The sequence below is a fragment of the Pseudooceanicola pacificus genome (genome assembly GCF_009789075.1).
Taxonomy (GTDB): domain Bacteria; phylum Pseudomonadota; class Alphaproteobacteria; order Rhodobacterales; family Rhodobacteraceae; genus Pseudooceanicola; species Pseudooceanicola pacificus.
The window spans coordinates 278,984-300,815 of sequence record NZ_WNXQ01000004.1; the positions used below are offsets into that span (position 1 = coordinate 278,984).

The following is a 21,832-nucleotide window of genomic DNA, read 5'->3' on the forward strand; positions in this document are numbered from 1 at the left end:
TCCCCCGTTCTGCGTGCCGAAGGTCTGTCGATGGCATTTGGTGCGTTCAAGGTTCTCGACCGCGTCTCGCTCGATGTGTTCGGGGGTGAGATCGTCGGCATTCTGGGGCCGAACGGCGCCGGCAAGACGACCTTCATGAACCTGCTGACAGGGGCCTACCGGCCCACAACCGGGCGGGTGCATGTCCTGGGAGAGGACGTGACCCATCTGGCCACGGCCGACCGGTGCCGCCGGGGCATCGCCCGGACGCATCAGGTGCCGCGGCCCTTCGGCGGGATGACGGTATTCGAAAACGTTCTGGTCGCCGCCCGGAACGGTCGTGGCGATCCTTCGGGTGATCCGGTCGGGCTCGCCTGGCAGGTGCTGGAGCACACCGGCCTTGCCGGCGTGGCCAATCGCAAGGCGGGGTCCCTGGGACTGCTCGACCGAAAGCGGCTGGAACTGAGCCGCGCCCTGGCGACCGGCCCCCGGGTCGTGCTTCTCGACGAGATTGGCGGCGGGCTTACCGATGCCGAGGCGGACCGTCTTGTCGCCCTCATCCGGGACATTCAGCGCGACGGGGTCACCATTGTCTGGATCGAACACATCATGCGTCTGCTGACGGAATGTTGCACCCGCATGATCTGCATGGCCGGGGGCGCGGTGATTGCAGACGGCCTGCCCGGCGATGTGATCGACGCCCCGGCGGTCCGGACGGCCTATTTCGGGGCGGCGGCATGAGTACGCTGGACGTCAGGGACATCCGGGCCAGCCACGGGCAGCTCGTCGCGGCGCAGGGCATCTCGTTTCGGGTCGAGGCCGGCAGGATGCTGTTCCTCGCCGGGGCCAACGGGGCGGGCAAGACAACGCTGCTGCGCACAATCGCCGGGGATCACCGCCAGGACGGCGGCACGATCCGATTGTCGGGCGTCAACGTCACGGACATGCCCGCACACATGCGGGCGCGCGCCGGCCTGTCACTGGTGCCGGAGGGACGCCGGCTCTTCCCGCAGATGACCGTGCGCGAAAACCTCCAGCTCGGCGCGTCCACCTCTCGCGAAGGACCCTGGTCAGTGGAGGCGATCTATGACGCTTTTCCGAACCTTGAAAAGCTCGACAGGTCGCCCGCCGGAAAGCTGTCGGGTGGTGAGCAGCAGGCGGTGGCCATCGGGCGCGCCCTTATGGGCGACCCCGTTGCCATCATGCTCGACGAGGTGTCGCTTGGCCTGTCTCCGGCCGCGGTTGAGCTGGCTTACCAGGCCCTTCGCAAGGTCAGAGATGCGGGCATTGCCCTGCTTGTCGTGGAACAGGACCTGACCCGCGCGCTCGCCTGCGCGGACGAGCTGATCGTCATGTGCGAAGGGCGGGAGATGCTGCGCTCCCTCCCCGGGGAGACCACGCTCGATGCACTCGTGTCCGCCTCCCTTGGTCATGGCAAGAACGAAGAGGTCGCGGCATGAGCGCGCAGATCATCAACGCCGTCCTTCTGGGCGGATATTACGCGGTGCTGGCAACGGGCCTCGCTTTCATGTTCTCGGTCATGAACATCATCAACCTTGCCCACGGCAGCCTGATCATCCTGTCCGCCTACGGGCTTTACATCGCGGGCCATATGCTCGGCATACCCCTGGCCCTTGCGGTCCCGCTGGTCTGCGCGGTAATGTTCGGGCTCGGCTGCCTCCTCTATCGCGGTGTGCTCGCGCGGGCCTCCGCCGGGAGCGAGCTGTTGCCGCTTCTGGCCACCTTCGGCCTCGCCATCATCCTCGACAATCTGCTGTTCCAGGTCTTCGGGGCCGACACCCTGTCGCTTGCGCCGCTGGTGGGCGATCTCAGCTGGGCCTCGGTCGAACTGCCCGGCGATATCTGGGTCGGACAGCTCAGCGTCTACATCCTGATCGCCGCTGTTGCCGTGATCGGGGTACTGGAGGTCATCCTGCGCCGCACGGCCCTGGGCCATCGGATCCAGGCGGTCAGCCAGGACCGGGCGACGGCCGCGCTTCTGGGCATCGACACCGGCAGGACGGCGGCCATTGCGACCGGACTCGCCCTCGCGGTTGGCGTGATCGCGGCGGCGGCGCTTGGGCTGCGCAGCGCATGGGGGCCTTACGCCGGCGCGGCACAGCTGCTTTTCGCCTTCGAGGCAATCGTGATCGGCGGCGCGGGATCGCTTTGGCGCGTCCTCGCCGGGGCGATGCTGCTTGCCTTCGCCCAGTCCGCCGGCGCGGCGGTCCATCCGCAGGGCTTCCTCATCGGGGGGCATCTGGCCTTTCTTGTCGCCGTGTTCTGGCGCCTGCAGGCATGGCGCGACCGGTTGTCCGCACTCGGCAGCGCAAGGACGGCAGCATGACCGATCTTACCATTACGCGCAGCAGCACGACCTCGCGCATCACGCTCGGGCTGCTTGTCGCGGCGGGTCTTGCCCTGGCCGCACTGCCGTGGATCAACGGCGTCGGTGGCAGCGGGCGTGCCGTGGCGCTGCTGGTCTACGTCCTGCTTGCCGTCATGTGGAATGCACTTGCCGGATTTGCCGGTCTCGTCTCCATCGGGCAGACCCTGTTCTTTGGCGTCGCGGCCTATGCCACCATCCGGCTGAGCGATGCGGGGATCGACCCTTTTCTGGCAACGATCCTCGCCACGCTGATCGGTGCCCTGCTGGGCTATGTCACATCGCTTTTCATGGTGAGCCTTTCGGGCGGTGAGTTTGCCATCGGCATGTGGGTGCTGTCGGCGCTGGCGCATCTCTGCGTCAATCTCGACCCGCTCATTCAGGGCGAAACCGGCACCTCGCTCATCGCCCTCAACGCCTATGACGTGGAAACGCGGGCGGCGCTGACGCTGTGGCTGGCGCTGGCCTTCACCGCTGTTTTCATGGCCGCGCTGATCCTGCTGCTGAGGTCCTCGACAGGGGCAGCCATCACCGCGATCCGCGATGACGAGATCGCCGCGCGGTCCGTCGGCGTGGATGTCCTGCGCACCAAGCGCATCGTCTTTGTCCTGGCCGCGACCGGCACCGCCGCGGCAGGAGCCCTCTGGCTGACCTCCAACACGAGCTTTCAGCCCAAAGCGTTCTTTGGCGTGCACTGGACGGCCTACATGCTCTTCATGGTCCTGGTCGGCGGCCTGGGGCGCATCGAAGGTGCCCTGATCGGCGCGGTCCTGTTCTTCGTCATCGAAACGCTCTTCGGGGCCTATGGCGCCTGGTACCTCGTCGGCCTGGGCGCGGTTGCCGTCCTCTTTGCCCTCGTCCTGCCCAATGGACTCTGGGGCTGGATCGGCCCCCGCCTGCCCGGAGAGGCCATCCCGACAGGATATTTCGTTCACAAGAAGGAAGGGAGGACCCAGCATGTTGATGGGTAAGACTGTGGTTGTCACCGGTGCCGCATCCGGCATCGGGCAGCGCACGGCGGAACTGGCGCAGGTCATGGGGGCAAACGTGTTTTCCGTCGACCGCAACAAGCCGGACCGCCCGGTGGGACATTTCGTGCAGGCCGACCTCGGGTCCGAAGCGGGGGTCCGCGCGCTGGTGGAGGCCCTGCCCTCCGGTATCGACGCCCTGGCCAATGTTGCCGGGCTGTCCGGCACGCCGGGGCGTGCGCCGACCATCGCCGTGAATTTCCTGGGCCTGCGCGCGCTCTCGCTGGGCCTCGCCCCAAAGATCAACCAGTTCGGATCCGTCATCAACGTCGCTTCCATCGCGGGCTTCGGCTGGCGGACAAATCTGGACCGCGCGAAGAAGGCCGTGGCGGTTGAGGGGTTCCCGCAGGACGTCGAGGCATATTGCGACGACCACGACATTCACAACGAAACGTCTTACCCAGATTCCAAGGAGCTTCTGCTGCTCTGGACCTATCAGGCGGCGCATCTCCCGGTCTTCAAGGGCCGCTATATTCGGGTCAACGCCGTCAGTCCCGGTCCCGTCGAAACGCCGATCCTTCGCCAGTTCCGCGATGTCCTGGGCGACGCGCGGGTGAACAGCGACATCGACCGCGTGGGCCGTCCCGGCACGGCAAACGACATCGCACCGGCCATCCTTTTCCTCGCCTCGGACGGGGCGCGTTGGATCAACGGCACCAACCTGGCCTGTGACGGCGGGCTCGAAGCCTCGGTCATGGCCGACGCGATGGATTTCTGAAGGAGCACCAGACCATGAGCCTACCACTTTTGATCGGCGGCCAGGATGTTCCTGCAACCGGCGGCCGGACATACGACCGGATCGACCCGGTGACAGGCGATATTGCCAGCACGGCCGCAGCTGCGTCCGTCGCGGATGCGATCACGGCAGTAGACGCAGCCGCGGCCGCCTTCCCCGACTGGTCCCGGACCGGGCCGGGACAACGCCGCGCCCTGCTTCTGAAGGCTGCGGATGCGCTAGAGGCCATGACGGGCGAAATCACCGCCGGGATGATCGCGGAAACGGGGGCCACCGGCCCCTGGGCCGGGTTCAACTGCATGCTGGCGGCGGGCATGCTGCGCGAGGCGGCCTCGATGACCAGCCAGATCACGGGCGAGGTAATCCCGGCGAACAAGCCCGGCTCGCTCGCCATGGCGCAGCGGAAACCGCTTGGCGTCTGTCTGGGCATCGCGCCCTGGAACGCGCCCGTCATCCTTGGCACCCGCGCCGTGGCGATGGCCATCGCCTGCGGGAACACGGCAGTTCTCAAGGCCTCCGAACTGTGCCCCGCGACCCATCTGGCGATCGGCCAGGCGTTCCGCGAGGCAGGCTTTCCCGATGGCGTTATGAACGTGATCACCAACGCCCCCGAAGACGCGGCCGAGGTCGTGGCGGCGCTTATCGCCGCCCCCGCCGTGCGCCATGTAAACTTCACCGGGTCCACGAAAGTCGGCCGCATCATCGCCGTCACGGCGGCGGAGCATCTGAAACCGGTCCTGCTGGAACTGGGGGGCAAGGCGCCGCTGGTGATCCTGGACGACGCCGATCTGGAGGGGGCGGTGAACGGCGCCATCTTTGGCGCATTCATGAACCAGGGCCAAATCTGCATGTCGACCGAACGCATCATCGTGCATGGGGGCATCGCCGACGCATTTGTCGAGGCGCTTGCGGCCCGGGCGCGCAGCCTTCGCGCCGGCAATCCGCGCGACGCGGTGGTCCTGGGATCGCTCGTGACCCTTGAGGCGGCCGAGAAGATGGACGCCCTGATCGCCGACGCGACGGACAAGGGCGGCAAGGTCATCGCCGGGGGCAGCCGATCCGGGGCCGTGGTCGCGGCGACGCTGATTGACGGCGTCACCGCTGCGATGCGCCTTTACGGCGAAGAGAGCTTCGGACCGGTCAAGCCGATCATCCGGGTCAAGGACGACGCTGATGCGATCCGCGTCGCCAATGACACCGAATACGGCCTGGCAGCGTCGGTCTATTCGCAGGACATCGGGCGGGCCATGCGGGTCGCGGACCAGATCGAAAGCGGCATCTGCCACATCAACGGGCCGACCGTCGGTGACGAAGCGCAGATGCCGTTCGGGGGCGTCAAGAACTCGGGCTATGGCCGGTTCGGCGGAAAGGCCGCCGTTGAGGCCTTCACCTCGGTCAGGTGGGTCACCATCGAAGACCCGCACCAGCACTATCCGTTCTAGGGGCCTTCGAATGCCGGGTCTGGCCCGGCGGCCCCGACAACGCAGGGATCGACATTTTCCGCCTCGATGAGGCGGGAAAGACAGTGGAGCACTGGGACGTTCTGCGGGACATGCCCGCCACCAGCGCCCACGTGAACGGGATGTTCCAAGGACCTCATCCCGTTTTTCTTGACCGCAGATATTTCCAAGGGAGGAAAGACAATGGCCGGACGTTTGGACGGAAAGGTAATCCTGTTGACAGGCGCAGGGGGCGGACTCGGGTCCGCTCAGGCGCGATTGATGGCGCGGGAAGGCGCGAGCGTGATGCTCGCCAACCTGCCGGAAGACCCGATCATCGCGGCGGGCAAGTCCCCCTCGGGGCTGTGGGACACCGCCCAGAAGGTCGCCGCCGACATTCGCGACGCCGGCGGCAAGGCGGAGGTCGTCGCCCTGGATGTCACCCAGGAAGACCAATGGAGCACCGCCGTCGAAAAGACCGAAAGCACCTTTGGCAGACTGGACGTTCTCTCCAACAACGCGGGGATCTACTACCATGCCGGTCTGCTCGACCACACGGTCGAAAAGTTCCACCAGATCGTAGGCGTCAATCAGCTCGGCGTTTTGCTGGGGATGAAGACGGCGGTCCCTGCAATGCGCCGTGCGGGCGGCGGGTCGATCATCAACTTTGCATCCATCTACGGGATCGCGGGCGCCGGGGTTTCGACAGCCTACCAGTCCACCAAGGGCGCGGTGCGGCTGATGACGAAATCCGCCGCGCTGGAATTCGTCGCCGACAACATCCGGATCAACGCGATCTGCCCGGGGATGTTCGACACCAACCTGTTCGAATCCTCGGTCCCGAAAGAGGCCTGGGAGCCGTTGGTCGATCTCGTACCGATGAAGCGCTTCGGCAAGCCGGACGAAATCGCCTATGGCGCGGTCTTCCTTGCCTCGGACGAAAGCTCCTTCATGACGGGCAGCGATCTGGTCATCGACGGGGGGTATACCTGCCCCTGACCCGGGCATCTTGGCGTCGCCGGGGGGCTGAACGGCAGCGCCCCGGCGGCGTCGCCCTGAGTAACGATCCGGGGAGGCGGGTCCCCGGTACTGCCAGCGATCCGCCCCGGCATCCGGCTGATCAGCCGTCATACGTCTCCCGCGAGGCCATCACCCTGGCAAAATTCTCTGCCGCGAAGGTCACCATGGGCTTCAGGACGCGCAAAAGCTCCACCCCTAGGTCCGTCAGCTCGTAGCTCACCGCGATCGGCGGGCCGTGATGCACTGTCCGGGTCAGGTAGCCGTCCCGCTCAAGCGTGCGCAGGTTCTCTGTCAGCACGCGCTGCGACACATCCCCGATGGTGCGCTTCAATTCACCAAACCGCAGCGCGCCGTCTTCCAGCGCCAGTACGATGAGGGTCTGCCATTTGCCGGTGACCTTCGACAGGACATTCCGGATCGGACACAGGCGTCCGTCTTCGTCAGTTGCAACGGTTACGGGAAGCATACCGGGTTCCTAATTAGTGCGTAATTGATACCTAGTTCGATTTGGATACCAATGCGACATCGTCAAATCAACTTGATTCGAAAGGACAAATCATGACCCCGACCGAAGTCGTCATTGCTCTCGTCACCGCTGCCTTTGTGGACTTCAACCCGGACGCGGCCCGCGACCTGATGAAACCGGACTACATTCAGCACAACCCCGCCGTGCCGACGGGGGCAGAGCCGCTCCTCGGCGTCCTGCCGGCGCTCAAGGACAGCGGCTTCACCGCCGAACCGCATCGCATCATCGCGGAGGGCGACTTCGTGGTCACGCACGCCACCTACGGCAATGCCCAGGTCTTCGGCGCCGACACACTGGTGGCGTTCGACGTCTTCCGCATCGAGGATGGCAAGGTCGCCGAACACTGGGACAACCTTCAGCCCCTCGCCGGCCCGAACCCATCCGGGCGCACCATGACGGACGGCCCGACAGAGGTCACGGACCTCGACAAGACCGAGGCGAACAAGGCGCTTGTCGTCGAGTTTGTCAAAACGGTCCTGCAGGGCGGCGACGCATCGCACATCACCGACTACATTTCGGTCGATGGTTATGCCCAGCATAACCCGCAGATCGCCGACAACCTCGACGGGCTTGGCGCGGCGCTCGGCGCCCTCGCGGACCAGGGGATCACGATGGTCTACACGGAAACCCCGCTGGTCGTCGCCCAGGGCAATTTCGTCTTCACCGGGTCCGAAGGCACCTTTGGTGGCGAACCCACCGCCTTCTTCGACCTCTTCCGTGTCGCCGACGGCAAGATTGTCGAACATTGGGACGTCATCCAGGCGATTCCGTCCGAAGCCGCGAATGACAACGGGAAGTTCTAAATCCCGCGCGCTCCGCTTCGGATTGGATTGCGGAAGCCGCGCCATGTCCGGCGAAAGTTGCCTGCGCCAGAGAACGACGTAGCGCGGCCCGGCGAGCCGGACATGCCAGCCAACGCCCCGGCCTCCTCGACCCAGCACTTTGGGGCTTGGGGCCGGGCCCGCAGGTTCGGCGCCGATGTGGCGATCCGGGCAAGCGCCCGGACCAGCCATCGGCATGGCACGCCACGGCCGGGCATGCCGGTGTCAGGCCGCCGTGAAATCGCGCACGAAGTCGGTCGCGGGCCGCGCGCGGATCTCGGTGGGCTTGCCCACCTGTTCGATGCGGCCCATCGACATGATGACAACCAGATCGGCCAGTTCCATCGCCTCTTCCTGATCGTGGGTCACAAAGACGGTGGTCAGACCCGTGCGGTCGTGGATCTCGCGCAGCCCCTGGCGCAGTTCCTTGCGCACCTTGGCGTCGAGCGCGCCGAAGGGCTCGTCCAGCAGCAGCATGCGTGGTTCGATGGCCAGCGCCCGGGCCAGGGCCACGCGCTGCCGCTGGCCGCCCGACAGCTGGTTGGGGTAGCGCCCCCCGATCTCTGGCAGCTGGATCAACTCCAGAAGGCGGTTCACGCGGCGGACGATCTCGGCCTCGGCCGGGCGTTCCCTGCGCGGCCGGGCGCGCAGGCCATAGGCGATGTTCTCGAACACCGTCATGTGCCTGAAAAGCGCGTAGGATTGAAAGACGAACCCCGCGCGGCGGTCCTGCACGCTCAGACCCGTTGCATCCAGCCCGCCGAAGAGAACCCGGCCCGAGGTGGGAAACTCGAGCCCCCCTAGCACGCGCAGAAGCGTGGTCTTGCCGGACCCCGAAGGCCCGAGCAGGGCCACCAGTGCGCCCGACGGGATTGACAGCGACACCGGGTGCAGCGCCCGGGTGGTGCCGAATTCCTTGGCCAGTTCCTCGATCTCGATATTCATGGGACGGTCCTTTCTCAATGACGTCGCGTGGCCGCCAGCAGTTCCGCATGGCGCCATTCGAGCAGGGATTTCAGGAGCAGTGTGAGAAGCGCCAGCATCGCCAACACGGCGGCCAGCGTGAATGCCGCGACAGAGAGGTATTCGTTGTAGAACATCTCGACCATCGTCGGCATGGTCGCCGTCTCGCCCCGGATCTTGCCCGAGACGACGGCGACCGCGCCGAACTCTCCCATGGCGCGCGCGTTGCACAACAGCACGCCATAAAGCAGCGCCCAGCGGATATTGGGCAGCGTCACCGTGAAGAAGGTGCGCCAGCCCGAAGCCCCCAGCGTCAGCGCGGCCTCCTCCTCGGTGCGGCCCTGTTCGATCATCACCGGGATGATCTCGCGCGCGACAAAGGGGAAGGTCACGAAGAGTGTCGCCAGCAGGATGCCCGGGAAGGCAAAGACGATGGGCATGTCATTGGCGATCAGCCAGCCGCCGAGCGTGGAATTGGCCCCGAAGAGCAGCACCAACATCAGGCCGGCGACGACGGGCGAGACCGAGAATGGCAGGTCGATCAAGGTGATCAGGAATGCCTTGCCCCGGAAATCGAACTTGGTGATTGCCCAGGCCGCCGCGATGCCGAACGTCGCGTTGAGGGGCACCGCGATGGCCGCGATGGTCAGCGTCATGCGGATTGCGGCCTGCGCGTCGGGCAGGCGGAGCGCGTCGATGACCCCGACCCAGCCTTGCCGCAACGCCTCGACGAACACCGTCACGAGCGGCGCGAAGAGAAACAGCGCCACGAAGACCGCGGCAAGGCCGATCAACAGATACCGGGCCAACGGCGGTTCGGTGGTGACGGGCACCGGACGGGTAAGGGCGATATCAGACATTTCCGATTCTCCGTCTGCTCCAGACCTGAATGGCGTTGATGGCAAGCAGCATGGCGAAGGAGACAACCAGCATGGCGATCCCGATCGCGGCGGCCGCATCGTAGTTGTATTCCTCAAGCCGGATCACGATCAGCAGCGGCGCGATCTCGGTGAGGTTGGGAATGTTGCCCGCGATGAAGATCACCGAGCCGTATTCCCCGACCGACCGGGCGAGCGCGAGCGCGAATCCGGTCAGCAGCGCGGGTGTGAGCGTGGGCAGGATCACCCGGCGCAGCGTATGGGTGCGGCGGGCGCCGAGTGTGGCGCTGACCTCTTCCAGGTCCGGCTCCAGCTCCTCGATTACGGGCTGGACGGTGCGCACGACGAAGGGCAGCCCGATGAAGACGAGCGCAACCCAGATCCCGACCTCGGTATAGGCGACCTGCAGGCCAAAGGGCGCAAGTGCCTGCCCGAAGACGCCGTTTGGCGCGTAAAGTGCGGTCAGCGCGATCCCCGCCACCGCGGTAGGCAGGGCAAAGGGCAGGTCGACCGCCGCGTCGACAAAGCGCCGACCCCAGAAGCGGTAGCGCACAAGCACCCAGGCAAGCAGCAGCCCGAAGACAAGGTTGAAGAGCGATGCGATCAGCGCCGCGCGGAAGGACAGGGTCAGCGCCGACCAGATGCGGCGCGAGTTGACCATGTCCCAAAGATCGGCCGGACCGATCATCAGGCCACGACCCAGAAGCGCCCCGATGGGAAGCAGGACCACGATGGACAGCACCGTCATCATGATCCCGAAGCTCAGCCCAAACCCCGGAAGGGGTGAGGGCGAACGGAGAATGCCCGCCCTCATGGCCTATTCCTCGTAGATCTGGTCGAAGATGCCGCCTTCGCCGAAATATTCGGTCTGGACGACAGGCCAGCCGCCGAAATCGGCTATGGTGACGAGCTCCAGCTCGGGAAAGCGCGCGATATCCTCTGCCGCGGCCTGAGACGTGTCCCATGCGCGATAGTAGTGGCGGGTCGCGAGCGCCTGCGCCTCGGGGCTGTAGAGGTGCTGCAGATAGGCCTCGGCCGCCGCGCGCTGCGCATCGGATGTGATGTTGCCATCGACCAGCGCCACCGGCGACTCGGCGAGGATCGAGACGGAAGGCACGACGATGTCGAACTTGTCCTCTCCGAGACTTGCCAGGGCGAGAAAGGCCTCGTTCTCCCAGGCTAGCAGCACATCGCCCACGCCACGCTGGGTAAAGGTCGTGGTCGATCCCCGCGCACCCGTGTCGAGCACCGGCACATTGCGATAGAGCGTACCGACGAACTGGGCCGGGTCGAGACCGTTCCGCCCGGCATAGGCCCAGGCGGCAAGGAAATTCCAGCGCGCGCCGCCCGAGGTCTTGGGGTTGGGGGTTATGACTTGCACGCCGTCGGCGACAAGATCGTCCCAGTCCTGGATGCCGCGCGGATTGCCCTCCCGCACGAGGAACACGATGGTCGAGGTATAGGGCGAGGAATTGTGCGGCAGGCGCGTTTGCCAGTCTGCAGGCAGCAGGCCCGTGCGCTCGGAAATCGTATCGATGTCAGCCGACAACGCCAGCGTCACCACGGTGGCCGGCAACCCGTCGATCACGGCCCGCGCCTGCGCTCCCGCCCCGCCGTGGGACTGTTGGACGGCGACCGGGGCGTTGCCCTGCGCCGCCCACCATGCGTTGAAGAGCGTGTTGTATTCCCGATAGAACTCGCGCGTCGGGTCATAAGAGACGTTCAGGATCGCGACGTTGTCCTGGGCCTTGAGGGTGGCCGTACCCGTGAGGGTCAGGCCGATGGCCGCGACCGCCGTCAGGATGCCGCTGCGCAGATACGCACCCGTCAAGGTCTTGCGGAGCGCGCCGCGGAGGCGACCCGCATCACTCGGGTGAAGAGGCGTGACCGGGTGCCCCGACAGCCGCGCATGGCCCGCGTCGATTTCGATCCGGCCATCGTCGAGACTTCGGAGGAAGGTGCCCTGGGCGAGCGAGTGCCCGCCAATCCGGATGGTATGATACATGGCCTGTCCTTTGCTGATCGCAGTCGAACTCTGGTGCCAGGTCAGCGGGGCAACGGCTCGGGAGGGGTCATCCCTGCCCGGGGCACGCCACCAGCGCCACCTGACACCTAAATAACGACAGACTTAATCGTGATTAGCAAAGGAAGAATCACGCTCTTTTTAGTCGTGATTTTGGAAGATCATTCTCCGGCAGGGTGGTCCGGCACCGCGAAGCCCTCCAGTGGCCGCGCATCCTGCTGTAGATCGGCGACCGTGAGCGACTCGATCATCAGGATATAGGTGGCGTAGAAGCTGCCGAAGACAGCGCGCACCCGGCAGGTCTGTTCGTCCTTGCAATCCTCGCAGCGCTGGTAGGCATTGCGCGACAGGCAAGGAAGCGGGGCCATCGGCCCGTCGATCAGGCGGAGTACCTCGGCGAGCGAGACCCGCCTCGGCTCCTTGATCATCTCGTATCCGCCATTGCGCCCGCGTCGGCTGCCGATCAGACCGGCGCGTTTGAGATCCAGCAGGATGTGTTCGAGAAAGCGCTTGGGCGCGCCCGAGCGCTTCGCGATCTCCTCGATGCTCAGAGCGGCGCCTTCACCAGACGTTTCATCGGCAAGCACCATGAGTGCCTTGAGTGCATACTTGGTCTTGTGGGTGATCATCGGCCGTAAATGGTTCTCGAAAGTGCGACTAACAAGATCAACTTTATCAGGTTTCGGGCACAAAGCGAGGGCCACCGCGTAAACACGATAAAGATGATCGACATTTAGAAGAATTGTGGCATCCTTCTCCCGACTCGGTGGTGACAACCCTGAACGACCGGAGAGGACGCGCGATGACATTCGATCGGATCGACCTGAAGATTCTCGACATTCTGCAGCGCGATGCGACCGTCCCGGTGGCCCGCATCGCCGATCAGGTCGGGCTGTCGCAGACGCCCTGCTGGAAGCGTATCCAGAAGCATGAAGAGGCCGGCGTGATCCGCGCCCGCGTGGCCTTGCTGGACCCGGATGCGCTTGGGCTTTCGCTGACAGCCTTCGTGATGGTGGAAGCGTTCGAACATACGGCGGAATGGCGCAGAGAGTTCCTTGCCGTCACCGAGGCGCTCGAACCGGTTCGCCACATCTATCGCCTCGCCGGAACCCATGATTTCATGCTCCGGGTGGTGGTGGCCGACATGCCCGCCTTTGACGCATTCTACGAAACCCTGACATCGAAGGCCCGGTTGCGCGGCGTGAGTTCGGTTTTCGCATTGGAGCAGGTCAAAGGCAGCACGGCACTGCCTCTGTCGGATCTGATCGCCAATTCCAGCTAAGGATGTGGCGCACCGGCTTGACTGCACACCGGGCGTGTCGTGGCCTCACGACAGGCGTGCACTGATTGCCTTCTGTCCCAAAGCCACCCCGAACAGCGCAGCAAGGGGAGCACCTTGAACCGGATTGCCGTCCAGCTCCGTCTGGTGGTCTTGGATAGATGCGATGCCCGGTCGGAGACCCGCATGGGACAAACCCGGACGTATGTGACAGAGCCCGCCGGGCAAAAACGCCACATCCCCCGGGGTTTCGCGTCGAATCGAGATGTCCCAGGCGGTCAATTACTGTAAGTTGCCCAGGTCGTTCGGGTTGTCGGCTGACTTAAATGTCCTGTCGCAAGGTTGGTTCACGGCGGCGCTTTCCTTCACCAAATAGCATTCAAACCGCCCCGCCTTGCCGGCCCTCATTTTGTCCAATAAGTTTGCCTTATCGGTCATAGCGAACTATGCTCGACATCATGTCGGAACGCACCGAGACATCGCGCCCAGGGACGGCAAACGAGCCGCTGCCCGACGCGGAGGACGAGGGGGGATCGCCGCGGCGGCGAAGCCCTGGCCCTGCCTTCCCATGTGGCAGGCTCCGGCGCGCTGGATCGCCTTGTCGACACCGCCCGCGATTGCGCACGCGCGGCGGCCTCGGACAACACGCTCAAGTCCTATGCGGCGGACTGGGCGCATTTCGCGCGCTGGTGCCGGATGAAAGGCGCCGCGCCGCTTCCACCGTCGCCCGAGATGACCCGCCGCTACCAGCGCAGTCGAGACCGGTTCCGCGTGAACCTGACCAAGGCCGCAGGGCTTTGACCACGAGGCTGAAGACGACCCGTTTTTATGCCCCGAACAGGCTATGCGCGTGATTACAGACGATCAGATCCCCCTGCCCGGGCACCTCGGGTTTTTGGGGCCCCTATGGCAGGCAGGCTGCCCTTGTTGCTCTGCCATGACCTTTCAGAATCACTGCGCTATGCAAGTTGGAACCGCGGAAATATCCTGTAAACGCTTAAGGTTAGGTCACGCGGGCAGGAAATCTGTTGCAGCAGCCCGGCCTGGCGAAACGCAGTCTTTTCCTTTTATGATCAGCACGTTAGAGCGGCCAGTCGGCGGGCACCATTTTTGGTGTTCCGTATAACCTTAGTACCAAATTTAGATTCTTCTTGCCGGACTCAGGCGTTCGTGGCATTTCCATTCTGACGGCAAAACGCGTCAGACGCGGCTTCGACCGTCAGAACGATAAAGAGCCTTAGCAAAGGCCATGACAGGCGACAGTATATGGATGATCGAAACACGGGCTACGCGCAAGGCGTAGGCTCTTCCGACATCGGGGCGTTCGCAGACAGTCTTGCCGAGTCTCTTGACCGGCAGATGAAGGTTGCGTTCGAACCCGAAGAGCGAAAATCCCTGCGCCGTTTCAGCTCCACCGAGGTCGCTGAACTGCTGCGCGTGAGTACGTCGAACCTGCGCAACCGCCACAAGGATGGCAGTTTCCCGGAAGTCCACACTGACGGGCGCGGTCACAGATTTTATACCGCCGAAGAAGTCGACGCGCTCCGCAACATCCTGGCGCGGACCGGGAAGAACGCCGAGGCATACCGCCCCGGTCGCCGAGAGGGCGACCGCCTTCAGGTCATTTCGGTTGTGAACTTCAAGGGCGGCAGCTCGAAGACAACGGCTACGATCCATTTGGCACACCGGTATGCCCTGCGCGGCTATCGGGTGCTTGTGCTGGACCTCGACCCGCAGGCCAGTCTGACAACCTTTTTCGGTTTCCGGCCCGAGCTCGAATTTGCCGACGGCGGAACGATCTATGACGCCTTGAGGTACGAAGATCAGGTTCCGCTCTCGGAGGTCATCCAGAAGACGTACTTCCATAAGCTCGACATGGTGCCGGCCGGCTTGATGCTGTCCGAATACGAGACCGAGACAGCGAACGCCCTGGCGCGCAGGGTTCAGCCGATTTTCGCGGAACGTCTTGCTCTGGCGTTGGAGGAAGTCGATTCCGAGTATGACATCGTCCTGATCGACTGCCCTCCGCAGTTGGGCTTCCTGACATTGACGGCATTGGCAGCGTCAACCGGCCTTCTCGTGACGGTGGTTCCCGGCATGCTCGACATCGCGTCGATGAGCCAGTTCCTCAAGCTCGCTTCGGAAACGGTCAGGGCCGTGGAGGAGGCGATCGGGCGGCAGGTCACCTGGGACTTCGTGAAGTTCCTGATCACCCGCTACGAGCCATCGGACGGGCCACAGACACAAATGGCTGGCTACCTGCGCTCTATCCTCGCGGGCCAGGTCATGACGGAACCGATGCTGAAGTCGACGGCCATATCCGACGCCGGCATGACCCAGCAAACCATCTACGAGGTGGACCCCAGCCAGCTCATTCGCAAGACGATTGACCGGGCAGTGACCAGCGTGAACAGCGTTGCCGACGAACTGGAGCAGACAATCCAAATGGCCTGGGGGCGTCGCTGATGGCCCGCAACATCTTCAACCAACCTCCGAAAGACGAGAAAGAGTCGCTTGCCCCCTCCCCTGCCCCGGCCAAGTCCGCGAAACTCCCCGGCTCGGTTGGCGGATTGCGGGATTCCCTGCGAGAGATCACGGCCAACTCGATCCGCGATATCGAGCCCGACCGGATCGACATGGACGGTCTCCGGGATCGCCTGATCCTGGAAGACGGAGGCATTGACGATCTCGCCGAAAGCATTCGCAAGCATGGTCAGCAAGTGCCGATCATGGTCCGCCCCTCGGACCAACCGGACCGGTATCGCATTGTCTACGGCCGTCGCAGACTTGCCGCCATTCGACGGGTTGGCGGAACGGTCAAGGCAATCGTTCGAACGCTCGATGACGATGCCTCTCTGATCGCGCAAGGCCAGGAAAACAACCTGCGGCTGGATCCGTCATTCATTGAAAAATCATTATTTATCAAAGAGATGCAGGAAGCAGGTTACAAGCCGGGCGTCATTCAGGACGCCTTGGGCCTGACCCGGCAAGGCGTGTCGAACCACCGTGTGGTCATCGAGCAGCTGCCCGACGAGCTTGTCCGGCTTATCGGCCCGGCTCATGGCGTAGGTCGACGCCAATGGGGCGATCTGGCTGCGCTGGCAGAGAAGGTGCCGCTTGTCGACGTTGCGCGTGCGACACTTGCCGCGCTCCCTGATAGCACTCCAAGCTCTGACAGGTTTCAGGCTGTCTACGTCGCTTGCTCCAGCAAGGCACGCGGCGCGGCCAACCAGGGCACCCGTGGCCAATCGACCGTGATAAAGGACAAAAACGGCAGCCAAGTCGGCACAGTGTCCGTCGATGGCAAGTCGATCGCTATCAAGGTCACTCGCAAGGATAACCCGGAATTCGGCCAATGGCTTGAAGAGCGCGCGGAAACCACGCTGCGGCAGCTTTTCGAACAATGGCGGAATGAAAGAGGCTAGGGGCACCAGACCCCCGGCCGCAACCATAAACACGAGCAGAGGAGAAAGACGAAGGCCAGAAAGAAAAGAGCCCCCCAAGGTTTCCCCCGGAGAGCCCTCATCATCTGATTAGCACCTGTGATGTAGCAATCTCCGACATACCAGTCAAGAGTCACCGATTCGGTGGACGTCTTTTTATTGCCTTTTCTCGCCTGAGGCAGCGGGAAGAGCCGGGGAAGTTGTGGGCCGCACAGGCCGTCGTTCAACGAGCATGGCATTCACAAAACTCACCGTTCAACCCTTGGGCGCGGGCGGGGGCACCCCCGCCACGTCCACACCTGAAACTGACATCTGGGCAGTCTTTCGCGCGCTCAGAGACACGCGCAGCCTGTTTGGTCTCCGTCCCGGGCATGTTCAAACGCTGCAGGCAATGCTCAGCTTTCTCAAGCCGGGGCATGGAGACACGGTATTCGCGTCCAACACCGAGATCTGCCGCCGGATTGGCGGGATCGACGAACGAACCCTGCGCAGGCACATTGATCGTTTTGTCGAACTCGGCTTCATGACGCGCCACGACAGCCCAAATCGCAAGCGCTACCGGGTGAAGTCGTCGCAAGGTCAATCCATCAGCTACGGCTTGTCGCTCGCTCCCTTGCTGGTGCGTGCGAGCGAGCTGCTGGCGGCCGCCCAAGAGATGGAGAATGCGCGCCGGGACCGGGTGTTCCTGCGAAAGCAGATCCTGACCAGGCTTGCGCAACTCGACGAGTTTGACCCCGAAAACGAACACACTCTTCAGATCCGTCGAATTCTTCGGAGGAAGCTCTCGATCACGGAATATCGTGCCCTGCTCGACGTACTGGAAAGTGATTGCAAGCAGCTGTCCACCGCGGTGGACGCACCGGATACAGTGCAACTGCCCGCCAATGACGGACAAATTGTCCGGCACCATTCTAAGTCTGAAAAAGAACAAAAAGACTTAGAAAGCCCGAGCTCCACGGAAGCCCCTGCCCTGCAAACGCTCACATCCGTTTGCGACCAGGCAGCATCCTTCGCTACGAGGCCGCTTGGAAGCTGGCCCGACGTGGAAAGCCACGCCAGGACACTCGCACCAATGATGGGAATCCACGAAAGCACCTTCGAACAGGCGGCGATGAAAGTCGGCTCTCAAAAGGCATCCTGCGCCATCTTCATCATTCTCCAGATGGGCACCCGTATCCGTGACTTCGGAGCGTATTTCCACAGCATCACGCTTGGTCGCAGGGAAACCGACTTCAATCCGTCGCGCCTGCTGGACAGGCTCTCTCAGTCAGGGGCTGTTGCAGCGTGACGTCCACCGCGGTGGACATGTCGTGAGACGGAGAGGGGCTGAGGAAAAGATGCCTGGAAGTGAGATCGGGGAAATGGCTTCCGCCCTCCGGCGTGGAAGCATTCTGATGGCGAAAGCTGCCGGGAACGTCATCCTGTCCCCCTCCCGGACTATTCCCTTTGCCAAGTTCGTGCCGAGCCAATCCACTGTCCGGCGCATCAAAGTGGACCTTCTCGCTGATGGAACGTCTTTCCCAGACCTGACGCCATTGGTGACGCCGCGTTTGAAACCCGCCGCCGCGGCCCCTGCCCTGCTCTCCATGCCCTGTGGCTACAACCCCGGCATAGGTCAGCAGCCCGGAGATCCGGCACCTGAGACGGATGGTGAGGACGCTGGACACGCCCGGCTGTGTGCCGAGTATCAGGCGCTAGACAAAGGGTACGAGGGCAGGGATGAACTCCCCGGTGAGACGGACGCGAATCTTGGCACACCGGACGCGGCTACGGACCAGCTCCAAGCCCAGCCCTTGGTCTTCGCCAGAGAGGAGATCGCAAGGGCAGGGGCCTTTGTGGCGCTTGATTGCCTTGGCGGGCTGTCGGTCCGAAGGGGCTTTGTGCTGAGCATGGATGAGGCCGGGCAAGACGCCCATGTCCACCGCGGTGGACAGGCGGCAGACGGGCAGGGCGCTGAACTTTCAGATGCCAGCATATCGGATGGCATCGGCCCCGGCACGCCGTTCAGATCTGCGTGTCAAGCGCCTGGCGCGACCGTGCCCAAAGGCGAGAACGGGTGCTGCCTGAAGCCTTGGCCGGAAAAGCTGGTCATGGAACTGACGGCGCAACTCCCCGACCACCGTAAGACGGGCAAGATGGCGACCGAGGCCAAGCACCTGCCGAGGGCTCGCAGCCGCCACGATCTGGCGGGGAAGGGCAGGGGCGTCCAGGCCTCCCCAGTCCGATCAGGCCGAAGGGGCCGACCTTCCCGACGTCCAATCTGGCGATCTGTCGAACCGTGGAGGACAGTCGGTACATCGGCCTGTCAGTTGCTGAAACCGGCGTCGCGATGCAGCCCAGCCCGTTGATGCACCAGAAAATACCTGGCTCCGCTCGGATCGGCCTGCTCTAGGCCCTTTATCACGGCTCAGGTCGTTCGCTTCCAAGGCCCATTTGCAGGAAGCGCATCAAGGCCCGACGGAATTCCTCCTGGTTCGCCCGGTCGACCCGTCCTCCAGAAATGCGTTCTATCCGGTTGGCCGATCCGACGGCGCAGAGGGCCATGACGACGGCATTGCTCATGAACTCGTAGCGCCAGAACATTTCCTCTTCCGGCGTGTCCGGGGCCGCGCGGGCGAGGGCCTTGACGAACAGCTTTGCCATGGGATCGAAATACGTCTTCGAAACCTTCAAGGTCCGCTCCGATGGCGACAGTCGGTGGTGCACGATGAGCCGGGCCAGCAGCAGGCCTTCGACCTCTTCACCGTCCGCGAGATAGGGTTCGACGAATATCCGGATAATCCTGTCGGTCGACGGGCGCTCGTCTGCCGCGAGACTGTCGATATAGGCCTTGAGATTGCTTGTCCGCTTCTTGTTCGCAGCCTTCGCGATCCGTTCAAACACTTCCTCTTCAAGGGACTCCTTGGAACCGAAATAGTAGCTGACGGCCGCAACGTTCACGTCGGCTTCGCCGGTGATGTCCCGCAGAGAGGTCCCGCCCGGGCCGTTCCGCGCAAGCACCCGCTTTGCGGCCGCGAAGATGCGTTTCTTGGTGTCGGAGTCCTTGTCGGAGGTGGTGTTCGCGCGTGCTGTCATGCGGGTGCAACTTCTGGAATGGGGGCGCCGCCTTGCGAGGGCGCCCTGACTGCGTACAGGCCCGAGGGGCGGATGGTTGTCATGACACCAGGTTCGCCCACCGGACCCCCGTCATTTGAAAGCCATGGGATTGATGACTCCACTGACCGACCCCGGAATATTGAGGGGCGCCGCGGTGAAGAAGAACTCGTATCGTCCATCGGCGGCGCAGTGATCGGCCAGATCCTTCAGATAGAAATTCTCGCCCATCGTCAATCCCATCATGGGTATGACGATCCAGTGCCACGGCTGGGAAATACCTGGCGAATTGTTCGGGCGAACCTCGCACCCCCAGGTATCGAGGGCAACGGCAGCGACCTCCTTGGCGTGCAACCATTCAGCCGTTTCGAACGCCAGCCCGGGAGAGTCGCCGCCACCGTAGTTGCCCCAGCTGCCGAGTTGCTGGCGGTGTTCGAGGTTCCCCGTCCTGACCATGAGGAAATCGCCGCGCTGCACCGTCACCCCCTGACGGGCAAGCGTGTCGTCCAGGATGTCATTGGTGATCGCGAAGCCTTCCTCCAGGACGTCAACGCCGAGGGCCCGGGCCACGTCGATCAGAACGCCACGACCGGCGAACCTGTCCTTTGCCTTTTCGATCCCGCATTTCCGCGCCCCGAAGCTGCTGACCTCGGTGGCGGGATAGCCGTTGTACATCCGGTCGCCGAAGAAGACATGGCTCAGCGCGTCCCAATGGGTCGCGGACTGAAGCGGCATGATGATCCAGTCGTCCGCCCCCCGCAGGCCCATGTGGTCAAGCGCCCCTGCTACGGCATCGGTGCCGGTCATCCGCATCAGGTGGATGGGGTTCGTCCGGATCTTGCTTAGGGTCTGGGGGCCGTCCTTCTCGAACGGAAGCCCGAGCGAAAAGCGCGCGCCCTCGGTCACCAACTGCGCCGCTTCGGCGACCATCCGGGGCGTGACAAAGTTCAGGGTTCCGATCTCGTCGTCGTCACCCCATCGACCCCAGTTCGACAACCGCCTGGCGTAATCGTCAAGATCGGCTTTCGTAATGGCATGCGGGTTGCCCCGCGCGAAGCGTTCCTGTCTTTCAGACATGTGTTCACGAGCCTCATGTTTGGGGCGAGGGGCCGAAACCATCCTCAATTTCAGGCATCCGGGGGTGGCGCGATCACCCTTGTCACGCCACCTGTCGAATAATTTAAAAGCTTGATTAAAGCAACTGATTTACATATACGACCGGGGTCATTCTGCGTCAATCCCGGGGAGGCTTCGGACGGATGGGTAAAGGGATCTCGGGCGGCTACAGGGTTGTCGCATTGGAAGAGCATTACGGGGACCCGCATGTCAGACAGGCCCTTGGCCGGCCGGAATCGGCCCTGACCCGGCGCCTGGAGGAGTTCGGGGCCGCGCGGCTGCAGGACATGGACCAGACCGGGATCGACGTGCAGGTGGTTTCGCACAGCGCCCCGGGGTTCCAGGCCCTGACCGGCGCCGAGGCCGTGGCCCTGGCCAGGACTGTCAACGACAGGCTGGCCGATATGATGGCCGTCGCACCCGATCGTTTTGCCGCTTTCGCCAGCCTTCCGACCGGTGACCCCGAGGCCGCCGCCGACGAGCTGGAGCATGCGGTGGTCGACCTGAAGTTCAAGGGCGCCAACATCAACGGCCTGACGCAGGGTCGATTCCTTGACGAGCCGGAGTTTCGCCCGCTTCTGGCCAGGGCGGCGGCATTGGGCGTGCCGATCTACCTTCACCCGTCCTTTCCCCATCCCGAGGTGTCGCGGATCTATTATGGCGACTACGCCCGGACGCATCCGATGTTCGAGACGGCAGGGTGGGGGGCGACGGTGGAAACCGGCACGATGGCCATGCGCCTGGTGCTGAGTGGCGTCCTGGACGAACATCCCGGGTTGCAGTTCATTCTTGGCCATCTGGGGGAAGGCATTCCCTATCTGATGGAGCGGATTGACGAGACACTGGCGCGCGACACGCCGATGAAGGACTTCCGCCGCTACTTCACCAAGCATTTCTCGGTCACCACCAGCGGCTTCTTCTCCGACACCGCGCTTGCCCTGTGCATTGCGGAGATGGGGATAGATCGGGTGATGTTCGCGGTGGACTGGCCCTATGTGTCCAACAGGGCGGCCGTCGACTGGTTCTCGAAGGTCGACATCGACGAGAGCGCCAGACACAGGATCCTGAGCGCGAATGCGGCCCGCCTTCTTGGCCTGTAACA

The 21,832-nt window shown here is 63.7% G+C and carries 21 protein-coding genes and 1 pseudogene; 14 read left to right on the forward strand and 8 right to left on the reverse strand.

The window, feature by feature from the left end; all coding sequences use genetic code 11:
• Positions 1-30 precede the first annotated feature (30 nt).
• The 7 genes from GLS40_RS09420 (at position 31) to GLS40_RS09450 (ending at position 6,567) form a co-directional block, all read left to right on the forward strand.
• Positions 31-720, forward strand: a complete 690-nt coding sequence (locus tag GLS40_RS09420) for an ABC transporter ATP-binding protein (RefSeq protein WP_160382506.1) — start codon at positions 31-33, stop codon at positions 718-720.
• On the forward strand, positions 717-1,439 hold the full coding sequence (locus GLS40_RS09425) for an ABC transporter ATP-binding protein (protein ID WP_160382507.1): 723 nt from the start codon (positions 717-719) through the stop codon (positions 1,437-1,439). Before GLS40_RS09420 ends, GLS40_RS09425 begins: the two co-directional genes overlap by 4 nt.
• Positions 1,436-2,326: a branched-chain amino acid ABC transporter permease gene (locus GLS40_RS09430; protein ID WP_160382508.1), complete on the forward strand. Its 891-nt coding sequence runs from the start codon at positions 1,436-1,438 to the stop codon at positions 2,324-2,326. Before GLS40_RS09425 ends, GLS40_RS09430 begins: the two co-directional genes overlap by 4 nt.
• Complete coding sequence (locus GLS40_RS09435) at positions 2,323-3,336, forward strand: branched-chain amino acid ABC transporter permease (protein WP_160382509.1); 1,014 nt, start codon at positions 2,323-2,325, stop codon at positions 3,334-3,336. Before GLS40_RS09430 ends, GLS40_RS09435 begins: the two co-directional genes overlap by 4 nt.
• Positions 3,329-4,111, forward strand: coding sequence for a coniferyl-alcohol dehydrogenase (locus GLS40_RS09440; RefSeq protein WP_202076035.1), 783 nt, complete (start codon positions 3,329-3,331; stop codon positions 4,109-4,111). Before GLS40_RS09435 ends, GLS40_RS09440 begins: the two co-directional genes overlap by 8 nt.
• A gap of 14 nt (positions 4,112-4,125) precedes the next feature.
• Entirely contained in the window at positions 4,126-5,571 is a 1,446-nt protein-coding gene (locus tag GLS40_RS09445; RefSeq protein WP_160382511.1) for an aldehyde dehydrogenase, read from the forward strand.
• Positions 5,572-5,772: 201 nt separating this feature from the next.
• On the forward strand, positions 5,773-6,567 hold the full coding sequence (locus GLS40_RS09450) for an SDR family NAD(P)-dependent oxidoreductase (protein WP_160382512.1): 795 nt from the start codon (positions 5,773-5,775) through the stop codon (positions 6,565-6,567).
• Positions 6,568-6,688: 121 nt separating this feature from the next.
• Here the strand turns inward: GLS40_RS09450 and GLS40_RS09455 are convergent, their stop codons facing one another.
• The gene (locus GLS40_RS09455; RefSeq protein WP_160382513.1) at positions 6,689-7,054 is read right to left on the reverse strand and encodes a winged helix-turn-helix transcriptional regulator; all 366 of its coding nucleotides are present in this window, start codon (positions 7,052-7,054) and stop codon (positions 6,689-6,691) included.
• 92 nt (positions 7,055-7,146) lie between these two features.
• On the opposite strand from GLS40_RS09455, the gene GLS40_RS09460 reads away from it, so the two are divergent.
• Positions 7,147-7,917 (forward strand): nuclear transport factor 2 family protein, encoded by a 771-nt coding sequence (locus GLS40_RS09460; RefSeq protein ID WP_160382514.1) that lies wholly within the window; start codon positions 7,147-7,149, stop codon positions 7,915-7,917.
• Positions 7,918-8,160: 243 nt separating this feature from the next.
• Here the strand turns inward: GLS40_RS09460 and GLS40_RS09465 are convergent, their stop codons facing one another.
• The 5 genes from GLS40_RS09465 to GLS40_RS09485 all read right to left on the reverse strand — a co-directional run bounded on the left by GLS40_RS09465 (position 8,161) and on the right by GLS40_RS09485 (position 12,428).
• Entirely contained in the window at positions 8,161-8,880 is a 720-nt protein-coding gene (locus GLS40_RS09465; protein WP_160382515.1) for a sulfate/molybdate ABC transporter ATP-binding protein, read from the reverse strand.
• A 14-nt stretch (positions 8,881-8,894) separates the two neighbouring features.
• A complete protein-coding gene (gene cysW, locus GLS40_RS09470; RefSeq protein WP_160382516.1) occupies positions 8,895-9,758 on the reverse strand; it encodes a sulfate ABC transporter permease subunit CysW in 864 nt (287 codons plus the stop codon).
• Entirely contained in the window at positions 9,751-10,590 is an 840-nt protein-coding gene (gene cysT, locus GLS40_RS09475; RefSeq protein ID WP_160382517.1) for a sulfate ABC transporter permease subunit CysT, read from the reverse strand. Before cysT ends, cysW begins: the two co-directional genes overlap by 8 nt.
• Positions 10,591-10,593: 3 nt before the next feature.
• Positions 10,594-11,781: a sulfate ABC transporter substrate-binding protein gene (locus tag GLS40_RS09480; RefSeq protein WP_160382518.1), complete on the reverse strand. Its 1,188-nt coding sequence runs from the start codon at positions 11,779-11,781 to the stop codon at positions 10,594-10,596.
• Between the two features lie 179 nt (positions 11,782-11,960).
• Positions 11,961-12,428 (reverse strand): RrF2 family transcriptional regulator, encoded by a 468-nt coding sequence (locus tag GLS40_RS09485; RefSeq protein WP_160382519.1) that lies wholly within the window; start codon positions 12,426-12,428, stop codon positions 11,961-11,963.
• A 173-nt stretch (positions 12,429-12,601) separates the two neighbouring features.
• On the opposite strand from GLS40_RS09485, the gene GLS40_RS09490 reads away from it, so the two are divergent.
• From GLS40_RS09490 to repC, 5 genes and pseudogenes are all read left to right on the forward strand, one after another.
• Positions 12,602-13,081 (forward strand): Lrp/AsnC family transcriptional regulator, encoded by a 480-nt coding sequence (locus tag GLS40_RS09490; protein ID WP_160382520.1) that lies wholly within the window; start codon positions 12,602-12,604, stop codon positions 13,079-13,081.
• Positions 13,082-13,630: 549 nt separating this feature from the next.
• Positions 13,631-13,825 (forward strand): annotated as a pseudogene (locus GLS40_RS09495) (integrase); the annotation flags it as partial.
• 519 nt (positions 13,826-14,344) lie between these two features.
• The gene (repA, locus tag GLS40_RS09500) at positions 14,345-15,544 is read left to right on the forward strand and encodes a plasmid partitioning protein RepA (protein WP_160382521.1); all 1,200 of its coding nucleotides are present in this window, start codon (positions 14,345-14,347) and stop codon (positions 15,542-15,544) included.
• The gene (repB, locus tag GLS40_RS09505) at positions 15,544-16,503 is read left to right on the forward strand and encodes a plasmid partitioning protein RepB (RefSeq protein ID WP_235905845.1); all 960 of its coding nucleotides are present in this window, start codon (positions 15,544-15,546) and stop codon (positions 16,501-16,503) included. The genes repA and repB overlap by 1 nt, the downstream gene beginning before the upstream one ends.
• Before the next feature lie 250 nt (positions 16,504-16,753).
• The gene (repC, locus tag GLS40_RS09510) at positions 16,754-17,809 is read left to right on the forward strand and encodes a plasmid replication protein RepC (RefSeq protein WP_160382522.1); all 1,056 of its coding nucleotides are present in this window, start codon (positions 16,754-16,756) and stop codon (positions 17,807-17,809) included.
• Positions 17,810-18,921: 1,112 nt separating this feature from the next.
• On the opposite strand, the gene GLS40_RS09515 is transcribed toward repC, so the two are convergent.
• Both GLS40_RS09515 and GLS40_RS09520 read right to left on the reverse strand, forming a co-directional pair.
• Entirely contained in the window at positions 18,922-19,596 is a 675-nt protein-coding gene (locus GLS40_RS09515; protein ID WP_160382523.1) for a TetR/AcrR family transcriptional regulator, read from the reverse strand.
• A 111-nt stretch (positions 19,597-19,707) separates the two neighbouring features.
• Positions 19,708-20,691: a cyclase family protein gene (locus tag GLS40_RS09520; protein ID WP_160382524.1), complete on the reverse strand. Its 984-nt coding sequence runs from the start codon at positions 20,689-20,691 to the stop codon at positions 19,708-19,710.
• 182 nt (positions 20,692-20,873) lie between these two features.
• On the opposite strand from GLS40_RS09520, the gene GLS40_RS09525 reads away from it, so the two are divergent.
• Positions 20,874-21,830, forward strand: a complete 957-nt coding sequence (locus GLS40_RS09525) for an amidohydrolase family protein (protein WP_160382525.1) — start codon at positions 20,874-20,876, stop codon at positions 21,828-21,830.
• Positions 21,831-21,832 lie beyond the last annotated feature (2 nt).